The 21,572-nt window shown below is 64.3% G+C and carries 17 protein-coding genes and 1 pseudogene; 9 read left to right on the forward strand and 9 right to left on the reverse strand.

Annotated elements, in window-relative coordinates:
* The 3 genes and pseudogenes from ACZLZY_RS23095 to ACZLZY_RS23105 form a co-directional block, all read left to right on the forward strand.
* Positions 1-742 (forward strand): annotated as a pseudogene (locus ACZLZY_RS23095) (HlyD family secretion protein); the annotation flags it as partial.
* A gap of 65 nt (positions 743-807) precedes the next feature.
* On the forward strand, positions 808-2,337 hold the full coding sequence (locus ACZLZY_RS23100) for an MFS transporter (protein ID WP_472936477.1): 1,530 nt from the start codon (positions 808-810) through the stop codon (positions 2,335-2,337).
* Positions 2,338-2,431: 94 nt separating this feature from the next.
* On the forward strand, positions 2,432-4,825 hold the full coding sequence (locus ACZLZY_RS23105) for a membrane-bound PQQ-dependent dehydrogenase, glucose/quinate/shikimate family (protein WP_472936478.1): 2,394 nt from the start codon (positions 2,432-2,434) through the stop codon (positions 4,823-4,825).
* Between the two features lie 136 nt (positions 4,826-4,961).
* On the opposite strand, the gene ACZLZY_RS23110 is transcribed toward ACZLZY_RS23105, so the two are convergent.
* The gene (locus ACZLZY_RS23110; protein ID WP_472936479.1) at positions 4,962-5,384 is read right to left on the reverse strand and encodes a MerR family transcriptional regulator; all 423 of its coding nucleotides are present in this window, start codon (positions 5,382-5,384) and stop codon (positions 4,962-4,964) included.
* Positions 5,385-5,451: 67 nt separating this feature from the next.
* Between ACZLZY_RS23110 and ACZLZY_RS23115 the strand changes: the two genes are divergently transcribed.
* From ACZLZY_RS23115 to ACZLZY_RS23125, 3 genes are all read left to right on the forward strand, one after another.
* Entirely contained in the window at positions 5,452-7,617 is a 2,166-nt protein-coding gene (locus ACZLZY_RS23115) for a heavy metal translocating P-type ATPase (protein ID WP_472936480.1), read from the forward strand.
* 124 nt (positions 7,618-7,741) lie between these two features.
* Positions 7,742-9,118: a deoxyribodipyrimidine photo-lyase gene (locus tag ACZLZY_RS23120; RefSeq protein WP_472936522.1), complete on the forward strand. Its 1,377-nt coding sequence runs from the start codon at positions 7,742-7,744 to the stop codon at positions 9,116-9,118.
* A gap of 451 nt (positions 9,119-9,569) precedes the next feature.
* Positions 9,570-9,752 (forward strand): hypothetical protein, encoded by a 183-nt coding sequence (locus ACZLZY_RS23125; protein ID WP_472936481.1) that lies wholly within the window; start codon positions 9,570-9,572, stop codon positions 9,750-9,752.
* Positions 9,753-10,479: 727 nt separating this feature from the next.
* Here the strand turns inward: ACZLZY_RS23125 and ACZLZY_RS23130 are convergent.
* Both ACZLZY_RS23130 and ACZLZY_RS23135 read right to left on the reverse strand, forming a co-directional pair.
* Entirely contained in the window at positions 10,480-11,622 is a 1,143-nt protein-coding gene (locus ACZLZY_RS23130; RefSeq protein WP_472936482.1) for an alpha/beta hydrolase, read from the reverse strand.
* 38 nt (positions 11,623-11,660) lie between these two features.
* Complete coding sequence (locus ACZLZY_RS23135) at positions 11,661-12,215, reverse strand: DUF4142 domain-containing protein (RefSeq protein WP_472936483.1); 555 nt, start codon at positions 12,213-12,215, stop codon at positions 11,661-11,663.
* Positions 12,216-12,411: 196 nt separating this feature from the next.
* Here ACZLZY_RS23135 and ACZLZY_RS23140 point away from each other — a divergent pair, with 196 nt between their 5' ends.
* Both ACZLZY_RS23140 and ACZLZY_RS23145 read left to right on the forward strand, forming a co-directional pair.
* Positions 12,412-13,437 (forward strand): sensor histidine kinase, encoded by a 1,026-nt coding sequence (locus ACZLZY_RS23140; RefSeq protein ID WP_472936484.1) that lies wholly within the window; start codon positions 12,412-12,414, stop codon positions 13,435-13,437.
* 254 nt (positions 13,438-13,691) lie between these two features.
* Positions 13,692-14,636 carry an HWE histidine kinase domain-containing protein gene (locus ACZLZY_RS23145; protein WP_472936485.1) on the forward strand — a complete coding sequence of 315 codons (945 nt, stop codon included), beginning with the start codon at positions 13,692-13,694 and terminating at the stop codon, positions 14,634-14,636.
* Between the two features lie 288 nt (positions 14,637-14,924).
* Here ACZLZY_RS23145 and aqpZ read toward each other — a convergent pair whose 3' ends face one another.
* Both aqpZ and ACZLZY_RS23155 read right to left on the reverse strand, forming a co-directional pair.
* Complete coding sequence (aqpZ, locus tag ACZLZY_RS23150) at positions 14,925-15,665, reverse strand: aquaporin Z (protein ID WP_472936486.1); 741 nt, start codon at positions 15,663-15,665, stop codon at positions 14,925-14,927.
* The gene (locus tag ACZLZY_RS23155) at positions 15,608-16,651 is read right to left on the reverse strand and encodes a tetratricopeptide repeat protein (RefSeq protein ID WP_472936487.1); all 1,044 of its coding nucleotides are present in this window, start codon (positions 16,649-16,651) and stop codon (positions 15,608-15,610) included. The genes aqpZ and ACZLZY_RS23155 overlap by 58 nt, the downstream gene beginning before the upstream one ends.
* Positions 16,652-16,942: 291 nt before the next feature.
* Here ACZLZY_RS23155 and ACZLZY_RS23160 point away from each other — a divergent pair, with 291 nt between their 5' ends.
* Complete coding sequence (locus ACZLZY_RS23160) at positions 16,943-18,445, forward strand: sensor histidine kinase (protein ID WP_472936488.1); 1,503 nt, start codon at positions 16,943-16,945, stop codon at positions 18,443-18,445.
* Positions 18,446-18,529: 84 nt separating this feature from the next.
* Here ACZLZY_RS23160 and ACZLZY_RS23165 read toward each other — a convergent pair whose 3' ends face one another.
* From ACZLZY_RS23165 to ACZLZY_RS23180, 4 genes are all read right to left on the reverse strand, one after another.
* On the reverse strand, positions 18,530-19,180 hold the full coding sequence (locus ACZLZY_RS23165; protein ID WP_472936489.1) for a YidB family protein: 651 nt from the start codon (positions 19,178-19,180) through the stop codon (positions 18,530-18,532).
* 61 nt (positions 19,181-19,241) lie between these two features.
* The gene (locus ACZLZY_RS23170) at positions 19,242-20,174 is read right to left on the reverse strand and encodes a YsnF/AvaK domain-containing protein (RefSeq protein ID WP_472936490.1); all 933 of its coding nucleotides are present in this window, start codon (positions 20,172-20,174) and stop codon (positions 19,242-19,244) included.
* On the reverse strand, positions 20,171-20,566 hold the full coding sequence (locus tag ACZLZY_RS23175; protein ID WP_472936491.1) for a YsnF/AvaK domain-containing protein: 396 nt from the start codon (positions 20,564-20,566) through the stop codon (positions 20,171-20,173). The genes ACZLZY_RS23170 and ACZLZY_RS23175 overlap by 4 nt, the downstream gene beginning before the upstream one ends.
* 29 nt (positions 20,567-20,595) lie before the next feature.
* Positions 20,596-21,507 carry a PhnA-like protein gene (locus ACZLZY_RS23180; RefSeq protein ID WP_472936492.1) on the reverse strand — a complete coding sequence of 304 codons (912 nt, stop codon included), beginning with the start codon at positions 21,505-21,507 and terminating at the stop codon, positions 20,596-20,598.
* Between the last annotated feature and the right edge of the window lie 65 nt (positions 21,508-21,572).

Genomic DNA, 21,572 nt, shown 5'->3' on the forward strand with positions numbered 1-21,572 from the left:
TGCCAATCTCGACAACCAGTTCGAGCTCCAGGAGGCGACGATCGCCCAAGCGGACGCCGCCCGCGGAGCGGCGCAGGCGACGCTCATGCAGGCGGAGCAGGAGTTCCGCCGCCAGCAGAGCCTGACGCGTTCGGAGTACGGCACCACGCAGAAGCTCGAGCAAGCGCAGACGGCACTATCGAAGACGGGGAGCGACCTCGCCGCCGCCGAGGCGGCCGGATCCGCCCAACGTGTCCAGCTTGCCGTCCTGAAAGGCACGAAGAAGCAGCGGGAGGCGGACGTCGCGACGGCGGCGGCTAGCCTCTCGGCGGCTCGGCTCCGGCTCTCCTACACCGAGATCTGCGCACCGTTCGACGGCGTCGTCGGCGAGAGACAGGTCCAGGTGGGCGACTACGTCGGCATCGGAGGCGCGCTCATCACGGTCGTGCCTCTTCCCGACGTCTACGTGGTCGCCAACTACAAGGAGACGCAGTTGACCCGCGTTGTGCCCGGACAGCCCGTGGCCATCGAGGTCGACGGTCTTCCCGGCGAACGCCTTTCCGGGACGGTGGAGCGCATCTCGCCTGCCAGCGGGTCGCAGTTCGCACTCCTGCCGCCCGACAATGCGACGGGCAACTTCACGAAGGTCGTCCAGAGGCTCGCGGTCAGGATCGTTCTCGATCCAGGCCAGGATCTGGCGACGCGGCTGCGCCCCGGGATGTCGGTCGTTACGACGATCGATGTCGGGAAAGCGATGCCGTGAGCACCGGAAGGGCTGACATAGGACCGATCTCCGTTGGCCGCCGAACCCATCATCCGGTCTGCGCCGTGGGTGCCGTCTTGCTCGGGACCTTCATTGTCGGTGTGCATGGCCGCCTCTTCGGGGTCGGGCTGACCGACCTTCGCGGAGCGTTCTCTCTCGGCGTCGACGAAGGGGCCTGGCTAAATACCGCGGCCTTGGCTCCGCAGATCCTCGTCGCGCCCGCCGTCGCTTGGCTCGCCACCGCATACGGCGTGCGGCGCGTGCTCGCGGTCCCGAGCCTTGCCTACGCGGCGATCTCCCTCGTCATCCCCTTCGTCCGCAACTACGAACTCCTCGTTGTCCTGCACGTCCTCCACGGGGCGTTGCTCGGCCTTTTCGTCCCGGCGACCATCATCGTCATCTTCCGCAACCTGCGGCTCGCCTGGTGGCTGCCCGCGTTGGCGGTCTATGCGTTCCGGTCCTCCTTCAGCCTCAACTCCGGTGTATCCCTGGCGGGATGGTACGTCGACCTCATCGGTTGGCAGTGGATCTACTGGCAGGACGTGATCGCGGCGCCGCTGATGGGGTTCTTGGTCTACCTCGGCGCCCCGCACGAACCCGTCAACCGCGAGCTCGTCCGCTCTGCCGACTGGGGCGGCATGATCCTCCTTGGCTCCGGTCTCGCGGTGCTCTTCGCGGGCCTCGACCAAGGCAACCGGCTGGACTGGTCGGAGTCCGGGACCGTTGTTCCCCTGCTGGTCGGCGGAACGGCGCTCCTCGTCGCGTTCCTCGTGAACGAACTCGTGGTCCGCGAGCCCTGGGCGTGGATCGGCGTGATCCTTTCGAGGAACGTCGGCCTTGCCCTCGTCGCGGCAGTACTCTTCACCCTCAGCAGTGTCTCCAACACGTCTCTCGTGCCGAACTTTATGATCGGCGTCGGACACCTCCGTCCCGAGCAGGTCGGTCCCTTGCTCATGCGGTATGGCGCCCTGCCGCTCATTCCGATGACGCTCGCCTGCGTCTATCTGCTTCGCCGCATGGATCCGCGTCCGGTTCTCGTGGTCGGGCTTTCCGCGTTCGCCGCGGCTGCCCTCCTTGGAACCCGCATCACCCATGACTGGGCGCCGGACGACTTCGTGCCGATCGTCCTCCTTCAGTCGGTCGGTTTCGCGTTCAGCTTCTTACCGATCATCATCATCTCGGTCTCGAACCTGAACCCGGCGAGGGCGGTCGCCTTCTCCGCCTACATCCAAGTCATCAGGCTGGGCGGCGCAGAGATCGGCGTCGCAATCATGGGAACGCTCCTGCGGGTTCGAGAGCAGTTTCACTCGAGCATTCTCGGCCAGCACGTGGCGGAGGGCGACACGGTCGTCACCCGGACCCTGTCTGCCCTGACCGCTCGCTTCGTCACGCACGGGGCTGCGGACGCGTCTGCCCGGGGGGCCTCGTCGCTGGCCACCATCGTGCAGCGGGAGGCGAACGTCCTCGCCTATGCCGACGGGTTCTGGTTCGCGTTCTGGGCGGCTGTCGCGGGTCTCGTGGTGGCTGCCTTCATCGGCCGGGCGCCCGTAGGGCCGTTCACACCGAAGCCGGCGGTACGGGGAAGCACAGCCTGACACCTCGTTCGACGGGGGGCGGTGCCGGACCGACCATCCCGGCCAGGCTCAGACCCCACGCTCTTACGACTCAAATCAACTAAGGAGACGGATCTTGTCCCATCCAAAGGCGTCCACTGGCGTTCGCATCTACGCCGCCGTGGTCGGCATCGTGTGCATCCTGGTCGGCGCGTGGCTGACCTACGACGGGGTCAAGCTGATCCAGCTCGGGGGCTCGTGGTACTATCTCCCAGCCGGTCTCGCGCTTGTCGCCACGGGTGCCCTTCTGCTGCTTGCGGACGTCCGAGCGTCGTTCCTCTATACGGCGCTTTTTCTGGCGACCGCTGTCTGGGCGGTATGGGAGGCAGGCTTCCACTTTTGGCCCCTCGCAGCCCGCTTGGGGATGCTCGGTGTACTGGGCCTGTTGATCGCCCTGGTGACGCCTTGGCTCCGCGGCGCTGCGTCGGTTCCCCGGATCCGCGTGGCGTCTTGGGGAGCTTCGGCCGTCGCCGCTGCTGCATTGGTCGCGGCGTTCGCCCATGCGTTTCAGCCGATTTGGCTGGTCGAGCCACAGGCCGTCCCGGCCGTCGCCGCGGACTACGATCCAGCGTCCGAACCCTCCGACTGGGTCGGCTTCGGTCGCACGACGAAGGGCGAGCAGTTTGCCCCTTACGATCAGATCACGAAGGAGAACGTCAGCAGTCTCAAGGTTGCCTGGACCTTCCATACCGGGGACCTGACCGGTGGCCTCAGGGAGAACCAGAACACCCCGCTCCAGGTCGGCAACACCCTTTACCCCTGCACGCCGACGAACCAGATCTTCGCGCTGGAGGCGGACACCGGGAAAGAGCTCTGGCACTACGATCCCGAGGTGAGCTCCTCGTCGGCGGCAGGCTGGATGCGTTGTCGCTCGCTTGCTTACTTCGAGATCCCCGCCATTGGCACCGGGGCAGCACCAGCGGGAGCCGGACAGAAGCGTCTTTACGTGACGACGGGCGACATGCGCCTGATCGCCATCGACGCCGCTACAGGCAAACCCGTTCCGGAATTCGGTGACAACGGCACCGTCTATCTGGCAGTCGGGATGGGTAAGGTCATCCCGGGCTTCTACAACACGACTTCCGGTCCCCTCCTGGCAGGAAACAACCTTATCGTCGGCGGCTGGGTGATGGACAACCAGTCGACGGATGAGCCTTCGGGCGTCGTACGTGCGTTCGACGCCCGGACTGGCGCTCTCGCTTGGGCGTGGGACGTCGGCCGTCCGGGGCAGCCAAATCCTCCCCCTGAAGGCCGGAGCTACACGCGTGGAACCCCCAACATGTGGGCGACGCCGACCTATGACGCGGACCTCAACATGGTCTACCTGCCGACAGGCAACGGAACACCGGACCTGTTCGGCGGGATGCGTTCCGCGGAAACCGACCGGGTCAACACTGCGGTGGTCGCCCTGGACGCGACGACCGGCGAAGAGAGATGGGTCTTTCAGCTCGTCCATCACGATGTCTGGGACTACGACCTCCCATCCAAGCCCGTGCTCTACGACATGCCAGACGGCAAAGGGGGCCGTGTCCCGGCACTGATCCAGGCTGCTAAGAATGGGCAGATCTTTGTCTTGGACCGCAGAACTGGGAAGCCGATCACGGCGGTCGAGGAGAGGCCCGTCCCGCAAGACGGCGTGCCGGGCGAGAGACTGTCCCCGACCCAGCCCTACTCCGTCGGGATGCCCGCAATGCGGGACAACACGCTGGCGGAGCGGGGCATGTGGGGCATCACCCCGATCGACCAGCTCGATTGCCGCATCCAGTTCAAGAGCCTGAAGTATGAGGGCGATTACACGCCGCCCAGCACGGACTGGTACCTCCAGAGCCCGTCCTGGTACGGCACGACGAACTGGGGTGGCCAGTCCATCGACAAGACGCACGACATCATGATCGTCAACGACATGCGGATCATGATGAAGGGACGCCTCCTGTCCCGCGAGGCGGAGCGCATCGCAACGTCGGCGTCCAACAAGGTCATTCCCGGATCCGGCGGCATCGTGCCGATGGACAACACGCCCTACGGTGCGGCCCGCGGCATGGTGCAATCCATGCTGGGCGTTCCCTGCACGACGCCGCCGTTCGGAACCATGGCCGCGATCGACATGAAGACCCAGAAGACGCTCTGGCACCGTTCGTTGGGCACGGCGGAGGAGTTCGGCCCCCTAGGCATCAAGACGCAGATGCCGATCGAGATCGGAATGCCGACGCTGGGCGGTTCGGTGCCGACTGCATCCGGCCTCGTCTTCTTCTCCGCCACCTCGGACTACTACCTGAGGGCCATGGACGTCATGACAGGAGAGGAAGTCTGGAAAACGCCGCTGCCCGTCGGTGGTGGGTCGACCCCACTGGTTTTCAAATCGCCAATCTCGGGAAAGCAGTACGTCGTCGTGACCGCGAACGGTTCGCGCGACGCCCCGGAGCATGGAGACTACATCATCGCCTACGCGTTGCCTGACGGCGCCACTTAGAATGCCGTCAGTTGGGATGGGCACTCTACGGCGAGGCAAAAAGAGTGTCGGGCCCAATGCGGAAGCGAGTGGGTCTTGCCCCGGTCGACTGCCTGAAGGGCGGGAAGCGGTCTGAGACGGCAAGAGATGCCGACCACTAGTGTGTCTCGTGCAAGCACTCGCCATGGTCGCCGAGCACCTCTATCACCCGGCAATCGGCGACCGAATGTTTGGAGCAGTCCGCCATCCGGGCGACCTCCGCCCGCAGCGCGGTCAGCCGGGCGATCTTATGGTCGATGTCCACTAGGTGCGCTGTGGCGATGCGGTCAGCGCTCTCACATGGGAGGTCCGGCTCCCCAGCAAGCGCGAGCAGCTCGCGGATCGGGTCGATCTCGAAGCCGAGCTCGCGCGCGTGTCGAATGAAGCGGAGCCGGCGCAGGTCGGCGGCAACGTAGAGGCGGCGGTTGCCCTCCGTCCTCGGCGGTGTCGGCAGGAGTCCGATCTGCTCATAGTACCGGATCGTCGGCACCTTAATGCCGCTCGCGCGCGAGGCCTCTCCGATCGGAACGCCGTTCGTCATTTTCCGCTTGCTCCTCTAGCCACTCGAGGAAGTAAGCCTGCGTCTACAACGATGCAAGGAGAGCGCCATGAGCGCCGTGACGAACGAAAGCCGTTACCGGGTCACCGGGATGGACTGCGCCGCCTGCGGGAACAAGGTCGACACCGCCATTCGTCGGCTCCCGGGGGTGGAGGACGTCGCCGTCTCCGTGTCCGCGGGAACGTTGAAGGTCAGCCATGTCGAGGGATTCGACGGCACCGCCGTTGTGAAGCAGGTGCGGAACCTCGGGTACGGCGCCGAGCCAGCCGTGGACCGCGGACACGGAGACGGCGACTCCGCCGACGGCCACGACCATGCCAGCCATACCCACGACGACCCTAGCGAAGCTGGCTTGCCTTGGTGGCAGACGCGCAAGGCACGGCTGACGGCCGCTTGCGGCATCGCCCTCGTCGCCGCCTACGTCCTCGGCCACCTCGTTCCGTCCCTCGAACGCACGGCCTTCCTCGCGGCGCTGTCCGTCGGCCTCGTCCCCGTCGCCTGGCGCGCCATCACCGCCGCCCGCTTCGGCACGCCGTTCTCGATCGAGACGCTGATGAGCATCGCCGCCATCGGCGCCGTGTTCATCGGGGCCGAGGAAGAGGCCGCAACGGTCGTCCTACTGTTCCTGGTCGGCGAGATGCTGGAAGGCGTCGCGGCCGGTCGCGCCCGCGCGAGCATCCAGGGCTTGACCGCGCTCGTGCCGAAGACCGCGATTGTAGAGCTGAACGGCGTCACGACCGAAGTGCCCGCCGAAAGCCTCACCGTCGGTGCGGTCATCCTCGTTCGCCCGGGTGACCGCATCCCCGCCGACGGCACCATCACCGAAGGCTCCAGTGAGATCGACGAGGCGCCGGTCACGGGCGAGAGCGTTCCGAAGCGCAAGGTTGCGGGCGACCCCGTCTTCGCCGGCACCATCAACGCCGGCGGCGTGCTTCGCGTGCAGGTGACCGCGGCGGCGTCCGACAACACGATCGCCCGCGTCGTCCGCCTAGTCGAGGAGGCGCAGGAGTCGAAGTCGCCGACCGAGCGCTTCATCGACCGCTTCTCGAAGGTTTATACGCCTGCCGTGCTCGCCGTCGGCGCGCTGGTGGCCGTCGTCCCGCCGCTCGCCTTCGGCGGCGACTGGGATGAGTGGATCTATAAGGGTCTCGCCATCCTTCTGATCGGCTGTCCGTGCGCCCTGGTGATCTCGACGCCCGCGGCCATCGCCGCCGGCCTGTCGGCAGGCGCCCGTCGGGGCCTTCTGTTGAAGGGTGGCGCGGTGCTTGAGACGCTGGGCAAGATCACCGCCATCGCCTTCGACAAAACCGGGACGCTGACGGCTGGCAAACCCGTCGTGACCGACATCGTCGCGGGCAGCCGTCCCGGATCTCAGGTCCTGTCGCTCGCGGCTGCGCTTGAGAAGGGATCGAGCCACCCGTTGGCCGTCGCGATCCTCGACCGGGCAAAGACGGACAAGATGCCCACGCCCCCGTCCTTCGACGCGAATGCGATCGCCGGAGAGGGCATCGAGGGCGGCGTCGGCGGGGAGCGGGTGTTTCTTGGATCGCCACAGGCAGCCGCCAAGCGCACGACCCTCTCGACCGACCAGCAGGACGCGATCGCGGCCCTGAACGCAGACGGCAAGACGGTATCCGTTGTCGTCGTTGCGGGGATGGTTGCGGGTTTCATCGCCATGCGCGACGAGGCGCGGCCGGACGCGGTGGAGGGCCTCGCCAGCCTGAAGGCCTCCGGCATCCGGACCATCATGCTGACGGGCGACAACAAGCGCACCGCCGAGGCCGTGGCGGCTGGTCTCGGGATCGAGGCGCGTGCCGAGCTGCTGCCGCAGGACAAGCAGCGCATCGTGCGCGAGCTTCAGGCGGAGGGTTTCATCGTCGCCAAGATCGGCGACGGCATCAACGATGCCCCGGCGCTGGCCGCCGCCGACGTCGGCATCGCCATGGGTGGCGGCACCGACGTCGCGCTGGAGACGGCGGACGCAGCGGTGCTGCACGGACGGGTACAGGACATCCCCGACATGATCGCGCTGTCGAAAAGCGTCATGGGCAACATCCGGACGAACATCGCCATCGCGCTCGGCCTGAAAGCCGTGTTCCTTGTCACCACCGTCGTCGGCATCACGGGCCTGTGGCCGGCCATCCTCGCCGATACGGGCGCAACCGTCCTCGTTACCGCCAACGCCATGCGGCTACTCAGATGGAAGCCGCAATGAGTGTCCCGCGTAGGCTAGGCTCTCCATGGATTTCTTGCCTCGAACGCAGCGCTCCATAGTTGTCCAGGCAGTGGGCTTCCGATGGCTCAACACACCACGTTTGGAAGCAGCATGACGATCGAGCCTGGCCGGGTCCCGCGTACTCAATGAAGCGGACGAGAACACAGGCGGACAGTACGTCCTCTACCTTCTCCAGCAAGCGAACCGATCCCATTTCAATCCGGCGCTGGAACTCGCTGTCGAGGAGGCGAACAGGCTGGGTCTGCCCGTCGTCGCTGCCTTCGGTCTCCTCGACGGCTCGAACGGCTTCCCGGAGGCGAACGCCCGGCACTACGCCTTCCTTCTCGAGGGATTGGCGGACGCGGCCGCCGGGCTGTCCAAGCGCGGCATCGGCTTTGTCATGCGCAAGGCGTCGCCAGCCGAGGTCGCCATTGATTTGGCAAAGGACGCCGCGCTCCTGGTCCTCGATCGGGGCTACCTAACAATTCAAAAGCGCTGGTACGACGAAATCTTCAAAGCGGTGAAGACCCAGGTCGTGCAGGTCGAGGGCGACGTTGTGGTCCCCATCGAGATCGCCTCCGACAAGCACGAGTTTGCGGCGAGGACCCTGCGTCCGAGGGTCCGGCGGCACCTCGAAGACTTTCTGCATCCCGTAGCGGCCCGACAGGTCAAACACCGTGCTGATGGGCTGGCACTGAAAGGCGATGTCGACATCTCCGACGCCGCGACGGTTCTGGCGGGAATGACCCTCGACCGCTCGGTACCGCCTGTTCGACGCTTTAAGGGTGGAGAGACGGAAGCCCGGCGGCGCTTGAAGAGCTATCTGGCCGGCCCGTTCAAGAGCTACGGCGCCGACCGCGGTAAGCCGGAGGCCGCCGCGGCCTCGCACATGAGTCCCTACCTACACTTCGGACAGATCTCGCCTGTCGAGATCACGCTGGCCGTCCGCTCGTCCGAAGCAGGATCGACCGAGGACAAGGACGCCTACATCGAGGAGCTGGTCGTGCGCCGCGAACTGGCAATGAACCACGTCCACTACAACGAGCGCTATGATGAGTTCGAAGGGGCTATCCCGGACTGGGCACGAAAGACGCTGGGCGAGCAGCAGGGCGACAAGCGCGAACACGTCTACACCGACGATGAGCTGGCCGAAGGCCGGACGCACGACCACTATTGGAACGTCGCGATGGCAGAGATGCGGGAGACGGGGTTCATGCACAATCACCTGCGCATGTACTGGGGCAAGAAAATCCTGGAGTGGTCGGCGACGCCGGAGGAGGGCTTCCAGCGCACGTTGCGGATCAACAACCGCTACTTCCTGGACGGCCGGGACCCGAACTCGTTCACCAACGTCGGATGGGTCTACGGCCTGCACGACCGACCATGGGCGCGACGGCCCATCTTCGGCACCGTTCGATACCAGAGCGAGAACTCGATACGGAAGATCGACGCGAAAGCGTATGAGGCCTCGGTACAGAAGCTATGCGCGAACGAGAAGTAGGGTTTGTAACGCTACTGGTGGCCGTCCGCTGAGACAAAGGCATGGATTGCCGTCAGCGTTCAGACAGCGGCGAAGTTTCGTATTGAACAAGTAGGTCGGCGGGATTGTCGTAACGGCCACGGCGCCTGCTTTGGTCAGGGTTTGGTCATCGAACCCACCGCTCCGGACAGCAATGGTGCGAATTCCGAGCTTGGCAGCAGCGGCCATGTCGTAGGGCTGCCGCCGACGACGATCGCGTTGTCCGTTTCCGCACTGATCTCTCTTCAGCGCGCGGCGAAGATGTCAGGATCGAGCTTGGATCGTTCCGCATCATCCGCCGTCAGACCGTGATGGGCGACACAGGCGTCGTCGGCAAGATGTCTCGTCCGGCTCCATATCGAGGAAGAGGTCGGCAACACCGGAACGATGACGTGCGCAGGCCCTTCTTCCTCGAATCCTTGGAGGAAGCACGATGTCCAACCCAACCAGCACCCCCCCGACGCCAGACATGCAGAAGATCGGCGACGATCACGGCACGCCCGGCCACCAGGAGCGGCCGATGACGGAGGACGAGAAACTAGAGAAGGCTCTCGAAGACAGCTTCCCGACGTCGGATCCGATCCAGCCAAGCCGGATCGACGGTCCCAACAACTGAGTACTCCATGGCACGGATCGGGTGTCGCTCGAGCGACAACAAGATGCGCTGACTCAGGCAGCGATACGTAACGAGGCGTCGCTCCGGGTGACCGTGGGCCGCGTCCATATCGAAGGCCAAGTGTCGGTATCAACGCCTGGCCTTCTCGCCATCGGCGGTCTGGTGTCGAGCATCCTGTTGTCGGCCGCGGTCATCGTCCTGGCGTCGACGCGGAAGCTTCCGGACGGGACGCTACCAAAGGACCTGCATCGCACCTGACCCGCCCAATGGTGCCGCCGCGACTGCCAGATTGGCTAGCAAGTCGCCGAGGGTCGGCTGGCGCAGATGCTGGACGACTGGTGCTGCCGTATAACCGAGCCGGCGACAACGCCGCTGGGGCGGGCGGTTCCGGTAAAGGCGCTTCGGTACCGGGGACGACAATGGCCTGACGGTCCGCCTAGTGAACGTCACTCACTAGGCTGGCAACCCCTTGGGCGGTTACCAGGTGGTAGTCTGGTCCTGCCACTGCGTGAGCTTCCCCGTGGGCCGGGCGCCTTCGTGATCGGTGTGGTGTCCAAGGAGGCAAGCGTGGCTATCGCCGCGTACGCGACATTTGGTTATGCGGCTTTCCTCCATCTGATAGTTGGCGAAGCGCGCATGGTTCGCCTTGCCGGGCTGGTGCATGTTGCTGAAGGGCTAGCGTTGAAGGGAATGTTGGAGCGCGGTCCTGGGTACCGCGCTCCAAAACTCAGTTCGAAGGCGCCGCCACGAAGGCCGCCTTCAAGTCTGTCACAGCAAAGTCCTGCGCCCGCTTTGCGTCGTCCAGAACCGCATCCATGCCGAAGAACTCGTGCGTGACACCGTCGTTGTTCTGGTAGGTCGTCTTCACGCCAGCCGCCTCCAGCTTATCGGCCAGCATCTTGCCGTCCGACATCAGGGGATCGATCTCCGCGGTGATGACCGTCGCTGGCGGCAGTCCCTTGAGGTCCGCCAATGTGGTGAGGTTCAGCATCGGGCTCTTTGCGTCCTCTGGCTTGGCCAGCACCTTGTCGACAAACCAACCCATGGCGCCCTTCGAGAGCGGAATGGCGTTCTGGTTGGCGATGTACGACGGCGTGTTCATGTCGGTCCCGGCGACTGGGTAGACCAAGACCATCTGAAGCGGAGCTCGGACCTTCTGATCACGGGCCATGATCGCGACGTTGGCGGCGAGATTGCCCCCCGCGCTTTCGCCGACGAGTGCCAGCTTCTTGGCATCGCCGCCGAACTCGCCCGCGTGCTCCACGACCCACTTGTACGCCGCGAATGAGTCTTCATGTGCCGCCGGGAACTTTGCCTCCGGGGCATGTCGGTACTCGACGCTGGCAACGATCGCCCCCGTCTTCTTGGCAAGTGCCATCGCCGACGACTCGTAGGTATCGATGTTGGCGATCACCCAACCGCCGCCATGGTAGTAGACGATGACTGGCAGCGGCCCGGTGCCTGCACCCTCTGGCGTGTAGATCCGGATCGGCTGGGTGCCTTCCGCGATCGGATAAGTCATGTCCTTCTTTGAAACCTTCATCGCCGCCACCAGCACGGCGGCATCCTTGCCCTGATCCTTCAGGACGGCTTTCACCGCGTCTGCGGGCGTCGGCTGAGTTCGGGCTTCCTCGACGGTGCGGAAGTCGATCGGCTTGATGCCGAGCTCCTGCATCTTCTGAAGGACAAGCAGCATGTCCTCCTTGTCGGCCCTTTTCAGGGTGCCGCTGTCGGCACTCTCAGCGACGGACGGCTTGTCGGACATGGCAGCTTCGGCGGCTTTCTCCTGCGCCACGGCGCCCGTGGAGAAGATGGCCGCACCTGCCATGAGATGGAGTGCTAGCGTCGATCGTGTCATCAGCTTGGTCATGGGAGTTCCGTTCGGAAACGAGAAGGATGATAGGGCGATCAAGCCTTGAGTTCGCCGAGGATGCGTTTGGTGATCGCGACGTGTTCCTTGAAGACGGCGAGCATCAGCGCAGCGAGATGACGGCCCTGCTTCAGGTCCGGATCGGTGCCGCCCGCGGTGTTGTGCAAGAAGGCGTCGGCGAGATCGCGCAGCTCCTCGTGGTTCTTGAGCTGGAGCGCGATGTAGGCTTCGTCGAAGGCCCTGCCCTTTTCGGCTGTCTGCATCTTCCCGACAATGGCCATCTCGTCGGCGTCGAGCTTGTAGGGCGTTACGCCGAGGTCCTTCAGGACCATGTTGACGGTGATCGCTTCGCCGAGCTCAAAGCCCGCGAACTCGAGCGCATCCTTCTGCGTGGCCTTCGCCGATGCGATCTGCGATGTCGCCAACGACAGTTCGGCATGTGGGATCACAGCGTTGTAGAAGTCGGCTGCGAGTTTCACGTCCGCGAGGTTTACCGGGGCTACGGCCGCGGAAGCTTGTGTCGCGGCAAGTGCAATCGGGGCGGCTGCGGCAAGCGCGAGCCCGGTCAGTACCGAGCGTCTGTCTGTCATCATCGGAGGAACTCCTGCGCAGACAACGGAGTGGCCCGAAGAAATTCGGGACATCGGCATGTGTCGTGACGCAAAGGATCAAGGCCAACTTCTCGAACCTGTTCCTCAGGATAACCTGCTTGTAAGCATACGGTCGTTTGATAGAGACCGAATTGCTTGCTCACATACACCGTTGACCCAAAGCTGTTACTGGTGCCGTATGGAAACTGAAATCGGTACGACAGCCCCATCCACAAACACACAAACGGCAGCATGGGATGCCCAGCGGTTGCGCCGGGCCATCACTGCGGCAGGCGTGGCGCTGTGGTCATGGAATGTCGACACGGATGCGCTCGACCTCGACGAGCGAGCGACCGAGCTGTGGGGACTGCCAGCAGGCCAAGCGGTCACGTTCGAGAACCTGTCGGCCCACATCCATCCGGCGGATCGCGACCGGGTCCGCGCGGCGTTTTCGGCGACGCGCGCCATCATGGGTCCTTATGAGATCGACTTCCGCATCATGATCGAACGTGAGGTTCGCTGGGTTTCCGCACGTGGCCAAGGCAGTGACGAGGGGATCAGCCAGCGCACCATGTTCGGTATCTTCCTCGACGTGACGGGTCGCAAGCAGGCAGAGGAGGCGAACGAACTCTTGGCCGGCGAGATGAGCCACCGGGTCAAGAACCTCCTCGCGATCGCCTCGGGTCTCACGAACATCACCTCGCGTTCGACGACGACGTCGGCGGAGATGGCCCAAGAACTTACCCACCGACTTACCGCGCTTGGCCGTGCGCACGACCTCGTCCGTCCGCTTCCCGGGGGGCAGGGATCCGCCGCGCTGCTCGGCGATCTCCTGACGGTTCTCCTGGCTCCCTACGACGACCTCGGCGCGTTCAGCGGCCGCATCAGGGTGTCGGTTCCGCGGATGGGGGTCGGCGAGGCCGCCGCTACAACCCTCGCACTTGTGATCCACGAACTTGCGACGAACTCGTTGAAGTACGGGGCACTGTCCTCGGACGCCGGGACGCTTGACATCTCCTGCGACGCGCCGGGAGACGAGCTGGAGATTGTCTGGACGGAACGAGGCGGCCCATCGGTGAAGCGGCCTGATGAGACGAGCGGGTATGGCTCAAAACTCTTGAACCGGAGCGTCTCCGCGCAACTGGGGGGATCGATCAACTTCGACTGGCACACCGAGGGGATCGTCGTAACCCTCAAGGTTCAGGCAGACATGCTGAACGCCTAGACGCTTGGTGCTAGGTTGCGAGATGGGGGCGATTGAGGTCGCACCATGCAACCCATCTTCGTTTCGAACGTCAATCCGATTGAACAATGGAGCGCGTGAGCACCCGAACCGTCGGAAGTTGGGTGCGTGGTCCGAGACACCAACGGAAGGCACGAGCTTTGGCAGACAGTCCCCGTCCGAGTGTCGACGACGAGATCCTCATAGCCACGGGCAACAGCAAAGATCCATTCGCGTCCGCAGTGCGAGCGACGCGAATGCCGATGATCATCTCGGATCCAACGCTTCCTGACAATCCGATCGTATTCTGCAACGACGCGTTTCTCCAACAGACGGGATATGCTCGTGACGAGGTCCTCGGACAGAACTGTCGGTTCCTTCAGGGACCAGCCACGCGCCCAGCGGATATCGGTAAGATCCGCGCAGCGGTCGATGCGCCAGAGTCGATCCAGATCGACATCCTGAACTACCGCAAGGACGGCACGACGTTTTGGAACGCGCTGCTCATGTCCCCAGTCTTCGCGGACGGCGAACTCGCCTACTTCTTTGCCTCGCTTCTCGACGTCACGGAGCGCAAGCGCGCGGAGGAACACAGCTTCCTCCTCAACCGCGAACTAGACCACCGCGTGAAGAACACGCTGGCGACCGTACAGTCGATCGTCGTGCAGACGCTCAAGCGATCCGCGGTGCCCCCCAGCGTGGCGAACACGGTTGCAGGGCGTATCCAAGCCTTGGCGCGCAGTCACGACGTCATGACGCGGGAGGCATGGGCGAGCGCGCTGCTCGCTGACGTCGTACGCAACGCTCTTGATCCCATACATAAGATGGTCGGCGACAGAATCGTCATCGACGGACCTGACCTTCGGTTGAGGCCACGGATCGCCACGATGCTTTCGCTCGCGATGCACGAGCTTGGCGAAAATGCAGTGCGATATGGATCGCTGAGCCGTCCGTCCGGCACGGTCACGGTCCGTTGGACCATCGAGCACGAACATTTGCATTTCGTTTGGACGGAAGCGGGCGGACCCGAAGTTCGCATACCTTCATCAAAGGGCTACGGTGGGAGCATCGTGGAACGGGTCCTTGCGGCGGAGTTCGGCGGTACCGCGTCGATTGAATACGCTCCGGAGGGCGTCGTCTTCACGCTCGACGCCCCATCAGAGGGATTGGGCGTCGAGCGGACTGAATGGATTGCCCCGTGACCCGGTTGGCGGGAGCAGCGTCTGACGCCTCAGCTTGCCAGGGCAACTTTCGCTTTCGTAGCAATCGGTGATCCGCGGATGAACTTTCATGAGCTCCGCGTCGCGGACATGAATTGTGGGATCGATCCGGACTGCCTGATTGACGGTCGGCCGTCGAGGAGGCCGACGATGTATCGGACGTTGAGAAACCCGGCCCCCGAACCGTCCAACCGCGCCGATGAGTTTTGACAGACTGCCGCGCGACGCAAAGTCTTTTATACGGCACTCGGCGGCTCGTTCCCGTGCAGTCTACGCCGCCGCGCGCTCCTCGATCACGATCGTGTCGATGATACCCGCAGGCTCGTACAGCCACTTCGCCAACGCCCCGGCAACGATCGCGCCGAGCACGGGGGCGAGCCAGAACATCCAAAGCTGGGCAACGTACTCCCCACCCGCGAACAGGGCCGGCCCGGTGCTGCGCGCCGGGTTGACCGACGTGTTGGTGACCGGGATCGAGATGAGGTGGATCAGGACCAGGGCAAAGCCTATTGGGATGCCCGCAAAACCCGTCGCGGCGCCTTTGGACGTCGTTCCGATGATGATGAACAGGAAGAAGAAGGTCGCGAGGAACTCGGTCAGAAACCCGGCCGAGAGCGAGAACTTCCCTGAGCTGAGGTCGCCGTAGCCGTTCGAGGCGAACCCACCCGGCACCCCGTCGGCCCGTCCGGAGGCGATGACGTACAGGATACCTGCGCCGAGGATCGCCCCGACGACCTCTGCGACGATGTAGGGAAGGACGTGCTTGCTGGCGCAGCGTCCCGCCGACCAGAGGCCGAGCGTCACCGCGGGATTGAAGTGGCCGCCGGAGATGTGGCCTACGGCATACGCCATGGTCAGGACCGTCAGTCCGAACGCGAAGGCGACGCCGAGGAAGCCGATGCCGAGCTCGGGGAAGGCGGCCGACAGAACTGCGGCGCCGCAGCCGCCGAAGGTCAGCCAGAACGTGCCGAAGAACTCGGCGCTGGCCCGGCGTAAGGTGTCGTTTTCCATTTGTTACGTCCCCAGATCGGTTGAGCTGGATCGCCGTCATGGGACGCTGAAAGCCCTGCCAGGTCGAGGTTTGTAACAGTGACGTAGCTGTTACATCGTGCCGCCGGACTCCCGGTCGCACACGGGCGCGGGTAGCCTCCGCCGACGCCAAGAACATGGAGTGGACGGATGCGCACTATCAGGATCGTTTTGATCGGGACAACATTGCTGGCGACCTGTCTCGGTGCCGGGGCCGCATCCCTTGAGTCGCTCCAGGGCGCATGGGCCGCAGAGGGGACGGAATGTTCGTCCTCCTTCACCTCGAAGGGCGGCAAGGTCCGGTTCAAGAACCGCGAGGGATCGCTGGACAACGGCCTGATCATTTCCGGAAGCCGGGTCCAGGGACCGAACGCCACCTGCACCGCCAAGCGGATCAAACAGGAGAAGGGTCGCTTCTCCCCCGATTGCTGGCCGACGTCGACCTTCCCGGCCTTGCCCTTCTTGCCCTTGTCGTCGAACTGCTCGGCGTCCGGCGGCTGGTTCGGATCTGCCGCCTCATCGCCTTGATCCTGGGCCTCCGCGGCGATCAAGGTCTCGACGATCCCGAGGTTGGCCTTCGCCTCCGGCCAGTCGGAGCGTCGGGCGAGCGCCTGTCGGTATGCGGCAGCCGCGGGCTCGAGTTTCTCGGACTGCGCCAGGGCATTGCCACGGTTGAACTGTGCCTCGGGAGTGTCGACCGAGCCGAAGGCGATGGCTGCCCCGTCATAATCCCCTGCACGGTAGAGGGCCGCGCCTTGCCACATCCGATCCGCAAACAGCCGTGCAGCCGTCGCGAACTCTCCAGCATCATAGGCTCTGCGTCCCCGTTGGTAGGCGCTGGCAAACGGGTGCGTCCAGTCGGCGGCCTGGGCCTGGCCGGGCGGTCCAGCGATCGCGGCGACGAGGAGCACGACGGCCCAGTGCATCGCCCATCCGCGCCTGAACCACAGCGCTGACAGCATCGCCATCGGAACGGTCAGCCACCAGCCCCGGTCTGCCCAGCGCGACTGCTCGTCCGCCTGCATCTGCTGGAGGTGCGACTGTGCCTGGCGCTGAACCCAGCGCACGTCGTCATCGCTTCCGACGGTCAACGCAACAATGCTCGATGCAAGTCAGCTCACGCTCCTCGAACCCTACTATGGTCGTCAACAGTTTCAAAAACTCACGACTGAGGCCGACCAACTTTGCACGTTCCGAGATTTGACTTATGACGGATGTTAGGCGGCTGAGCCTCACCGCAATCATCGGAAGACCACTCCTTGTCGAGCGTCACCCAATCAGCACAAGCGGAAGCTGACCGCTCCGCCGCGCTTCATTCCTATGATCTTCTCGACACACCGCGTGAGCAGGACTTCGACGATCTCGCAAGGATCGCGGCGGACGTGTGCGGTACACCGATCGCGATCGTGAACCTTGTGGACACGCACCGTCAGTTCATCAAGGCGGAGGTTGGCGTCGGCGACAGGCCCGCGCCGCCGCTCGACCTTGCTTTCTGCGGTCACGCCCTCCTGGAAGACGAGTTCCTGATGGTCCCGGACGCGGCGTGCGACCTACGCTTCTCCTGCAATCCGTTGGTGACCGCGGATCCCAAGCTGCGCTTCTACGCCGGGGCGCTTATCAAGACCCGCGAGGGCCACTCCCTGGGAACGGTATGTGTATTCGACGTCGTCCCGCGTGAGCTCGACGTCCAGCAGGTGCGGACGCTGAAGCTGCTTGCTCGCCAGGCGATGACCCAGATGGAGCTTCGTCGCTCCCTTGCCGCGCAGAACCGTCTGCTTGCGCAGTCCCGCGCCGCCGAGGCGCGACACCGCCAGATCGTGGACAGTGCGATCGACTTTGCGATGCTCACGTCGGATCTCGAAGGCAACGTGACGTTCTGGAGCGTCGGTGCCGAGCGGATCCTTGGTTGGTCCGAGGATGAGATGCTCGGCCGATCGGCGGATGTCATCTTCACATCCGAGGATCGAGAAAGATGCGCTCCTGACCAAGAGAAGGCGGCAGCCAGTGGTGAGGGTAGGGCCCTTGATGAGCGATGGCACTTGCGCAAAGACGGCACCCGCTTCTGGGCGTCCGGCGAGATGATGCCGTTGCTGGACGATCAGAGCGGACACGTTGGGTTTCTGAAGATCCTGCGCGACCGTACCGACCAGCGCGAGGCCGAACTCCGTCGTGATGAGCTGATGCAGGAAATGGCGCACCGGATGAAAAATACCCTGGCGATGGTGCAGGCGATCGCCACGCAGACCTTCCGTACTGCTCAGTCGCTCGAAGAGGGTCAGGGAGCCATCTCAGGCCGATTGACCGCACTCGCCCGTGCCCAAGACATCCTTACCCACTCAAGGGTCGATGCCACCGACATACGCCATCTTGTAGAGGACGCGCTGCGTCCCCATCGCTCCGGGGAAGATCGCATCACGGCGACCGGCCCGGCTGTTGATCTTTCTTCGCAACAGGGACTCGGCCTCTCTCTGGCCATCCACGAACTCGCGACGAACGCTACCAAGTACGGAGCTCTTTCGTCTGCCGACGGCAGGGTGTCGATCACATGGGCTGTTATGTCAGACCGATCGTTTAGCTTTCGATGGCAGGAGAGCGGCGGGCCAGCCGTCGAGATGCCGACAAGGAGCGGGTTCGGATCGCGCTTGATCGAGCGTATCGTCGCGCCCTATTTCGATGGGAAGGGCAAGTTGACCTTCGACCCGTCGGGTGTCTGCTTCGATCTGAAAGGAACCCTATCCCCGCCAATCAATCAAACCGCCTGAGCTTCATGGGGACGGTGCCCCATGTCGCGTCAAGCCTTCAAGTTCCGCGATAAGTCCCCTGGCAATTCGCAGACGAAGCCGCGATCACCAACTGACACTCTGGCTTCGATCAGGTACCCGGCCGTTCGGCGTGAGTTTGTCGATCACTCCCGGCAGTAGTTCCGAAAGCTGGGAGAGCAAATCGCCCTGTGACATCCCGGTCTGCGTCGACAGACGTTCAACGGTGTCATTCCCCAGTGCCTGCTGAAGCTCGTGTGGGGCGATGGGTTCGTTCTGACCATGCCCAACCCAAGATGCAGCTTTTTGCCCGTGCCCAGCCTGCTCGAGGCGCTCGAGAAGTCCGCCGGGTCCCGTATGGCCGCCACTGAACTCGCCGCGGTTGCCAAGCCCACCCTGGTCGAGCTCTTGCTGGTCGCGATCCGCACGCTCTTCGCGATCCGGCTGCTGAACCAGGCCAGAACTACCGATCCGATCCATCCCACCCGACTGCCTGGTCAAGCCGCCGATAAGGTCGCCAAGGCCGCCACCAAGGCCACCGCCGCCGCGGCCTGACACCTGCTGCGTCAGCAAGGCCATCAGCGCCATCATGATGGGCGACATGCCGCCTTGGGATCCGCCGCCAAGCATGCCGCCAAGGCCGCCCGGCAACCCACCCTGCGCGCCGCCACCCTGCATGCCGCCGCCACGCTGCTGGCCGCCGAGTACGCTGCCGATCACGTCTTCAAGAATGCCCATCGATACCTCCCGAAATAAGAAAAGGCCGGAGGGAGATCCCCGCCGGCCCGACTGTCTGCCCTCAGAGGCCGCGACGTACCCGCTCGGCGTCCGTCAGGGTCTCGCCGACGCGCTCGTCGGCGATGTCGACCTCGGTGTGACGCACCGTGTCCGACACCGTCTCGGTGCGGTCACGAACCTCGCGCTTGAGATCGATCTCCTCAACGACGCGCGCCTCCTTCGAGATCACGGCTTCTTGCGCCGTCTCCTCGAGCTCAATGGTCCGCTCCGCGAAAGCATCGACCGCACCGACCGGACGGTCGACGGCACGACGGGAGATCTCGACGTTCTCGCTACGCAGGTTCACATCTTCGGAGACGTTCTCCTCGACGACGTACGACCGGACACGGACACGGCCGTGGCTAACGTCGCGCTTGCCGACCCGAAGGTTCTCCTGCACCACCTCGATGGTCCCGTCCCGATCCTTCGAGAGGTCAGTGCCAAGGGTGTCGCGCTCGGAGTAGCCAGCGGCGCCAGATGCGGCGGCATACGAGGTGCCCGTCGAGGAACCGATACCCGTGGTCGCAACAGTGCTGTCACCGACCGGGTCAATCGAGCCGCCCGAGTAAGCCCGGCTGCTGGATGCCGACGTGCCTTCCCAGCCTTCCGAGCGCCAGGTAGCGGCCCGCTCGTCGATGTCGGCAGCGCCTTCGCCCTCGAGGACGTCCGCGATCTCCTCGAAGCGGCCCTCCGGAGCGCTGACGGTCACGACCGTACCGCCGCGGCGCACGCCTTCGGCATAGGTGTGGCGGTCGTCTTCGTCGTCGCCCATGAAGAAGTCGCCGATGGCCTCGAAGAAACCCTTGTCCTCCTCCGCGGTCGTGCCGCGTGAGGTCGTCGTTGTGGAGTCGGCGATCCGGACCTCGGAACCCGAGATACCGATAAGAGCGAGCTTGTCGATCGCGGCCTGGGCTTCAGTGCGGGTATCGAAGTAGGCGGTGATGGTCTGGGTCATTGGTTTTCTCCCGTTGGTGCAGTGACAGATGAATCGGCACCGATGTCCGTGCGTTCCACGACCACGTGCTGTTTTCGCAAGTTAATCGAGGTCTCGACGCGGTCGGTGGACTTGATGCGGCGGATGTGGACTTCCTCTGTGACAACGAGGCGCTTGGTGACGACGATAATCTCCTCGACGAGCGAGATGATTGTCACGTCGCCTTCTTGGCGTATGGCGGGCGCCGCTGCGACTTCAAGGTCCATGGTCACGCGGGTGATTTCAACGTTCTCGGCGTCGAGTTCCTGCGCAACGACATGGTCGGTCGCCTCGGTGACGGTGCGCACCCGGACGTGGCCTGTGACCACGTCCTCCTTCTCGATGTGCACCGTCTCCTCAACGAGAGGGATCACATCAGAACGATCCTCCTCCCGTGCCATCGTCAGACAACCCGGCGCGAGGGGATGACACGGTCGGCGTAGACCGGGTGCACAACGCCCGAGCGGCCACCTAGCCAGCCGGCGATGGCGCCAAGCACGAGCGCGACGAAGGCAAGGATCGCACCCGTCGAGATGACCGAGGCCGCCGTGTCCGCTGCGGAGAGGGCCGTGGCCTTCGCCTGCTCGACGGTCTGGTTGTACTGGGCCTCGTACTGCTGGACCTGGGTGCGTGCTTCTTCGATCGGGATGTTCTTGGCCGAGGCGATGGCGGCGGCAGCCTTCTCGCGAGCGTCGGTCTTCTGGGCTTCGTCACCAAGCACGAGGGCCTGCATCGCGGAGATGGCGGCATTGTTCAGGGAGTCTGGATCCGTGCCCGTCGAGCGGACCTGCTGCTCGAGCGCTTCGAGCGGGTTGGCTTGTGCGAGGGCAGGCGCGGCCGCTGTCGCCGCGGTCTGCGTAGCGCCGCCGATGGCCGACGTGATTCCGGAGAACGCGCCGCCCACGATGCCGCCGACCGCAGTCGAGAGCATGTAGAGAACGAGGAGCGTCGTGAACGCCCAGGTCGTCAAGCCATGCAGGGCACCTGTCGTCGGAACCGTCTTGCCCGACATCCGGGAGGCAATGTAGCCGCCGACGTAGGCCGCTACGATGCCGGAGAGAACGTACCAGATGCCTGCGCCGATCGAGAACGACGATGCGGTCGGGTTGTCGGAGGTCATCGGGTCGAGCGTTGCGATGCCGATGCCGACACCCAGCATCGTCAGCAGCACCTGGGTGATAAGCCCGACCACGACGCCGGCGAAGATGGCGCCCCACGAGACCTTGTTGATCAGGATAGTGTGGGCATCGTCGACCGCAGTCGGGCGGGTGCCCAGGTCGTCGTGCGGTAGTGAGCTGGTGGTGGTCGGGGTCATGACGGGTCCTCCGTTCGGCGTGCGGAGCGCGCGCTTTATGAGGGCTCAACATCAGGATTTGGAAA

This window comes from Mesocryomonas lacus (assembly GCF_055730135.2).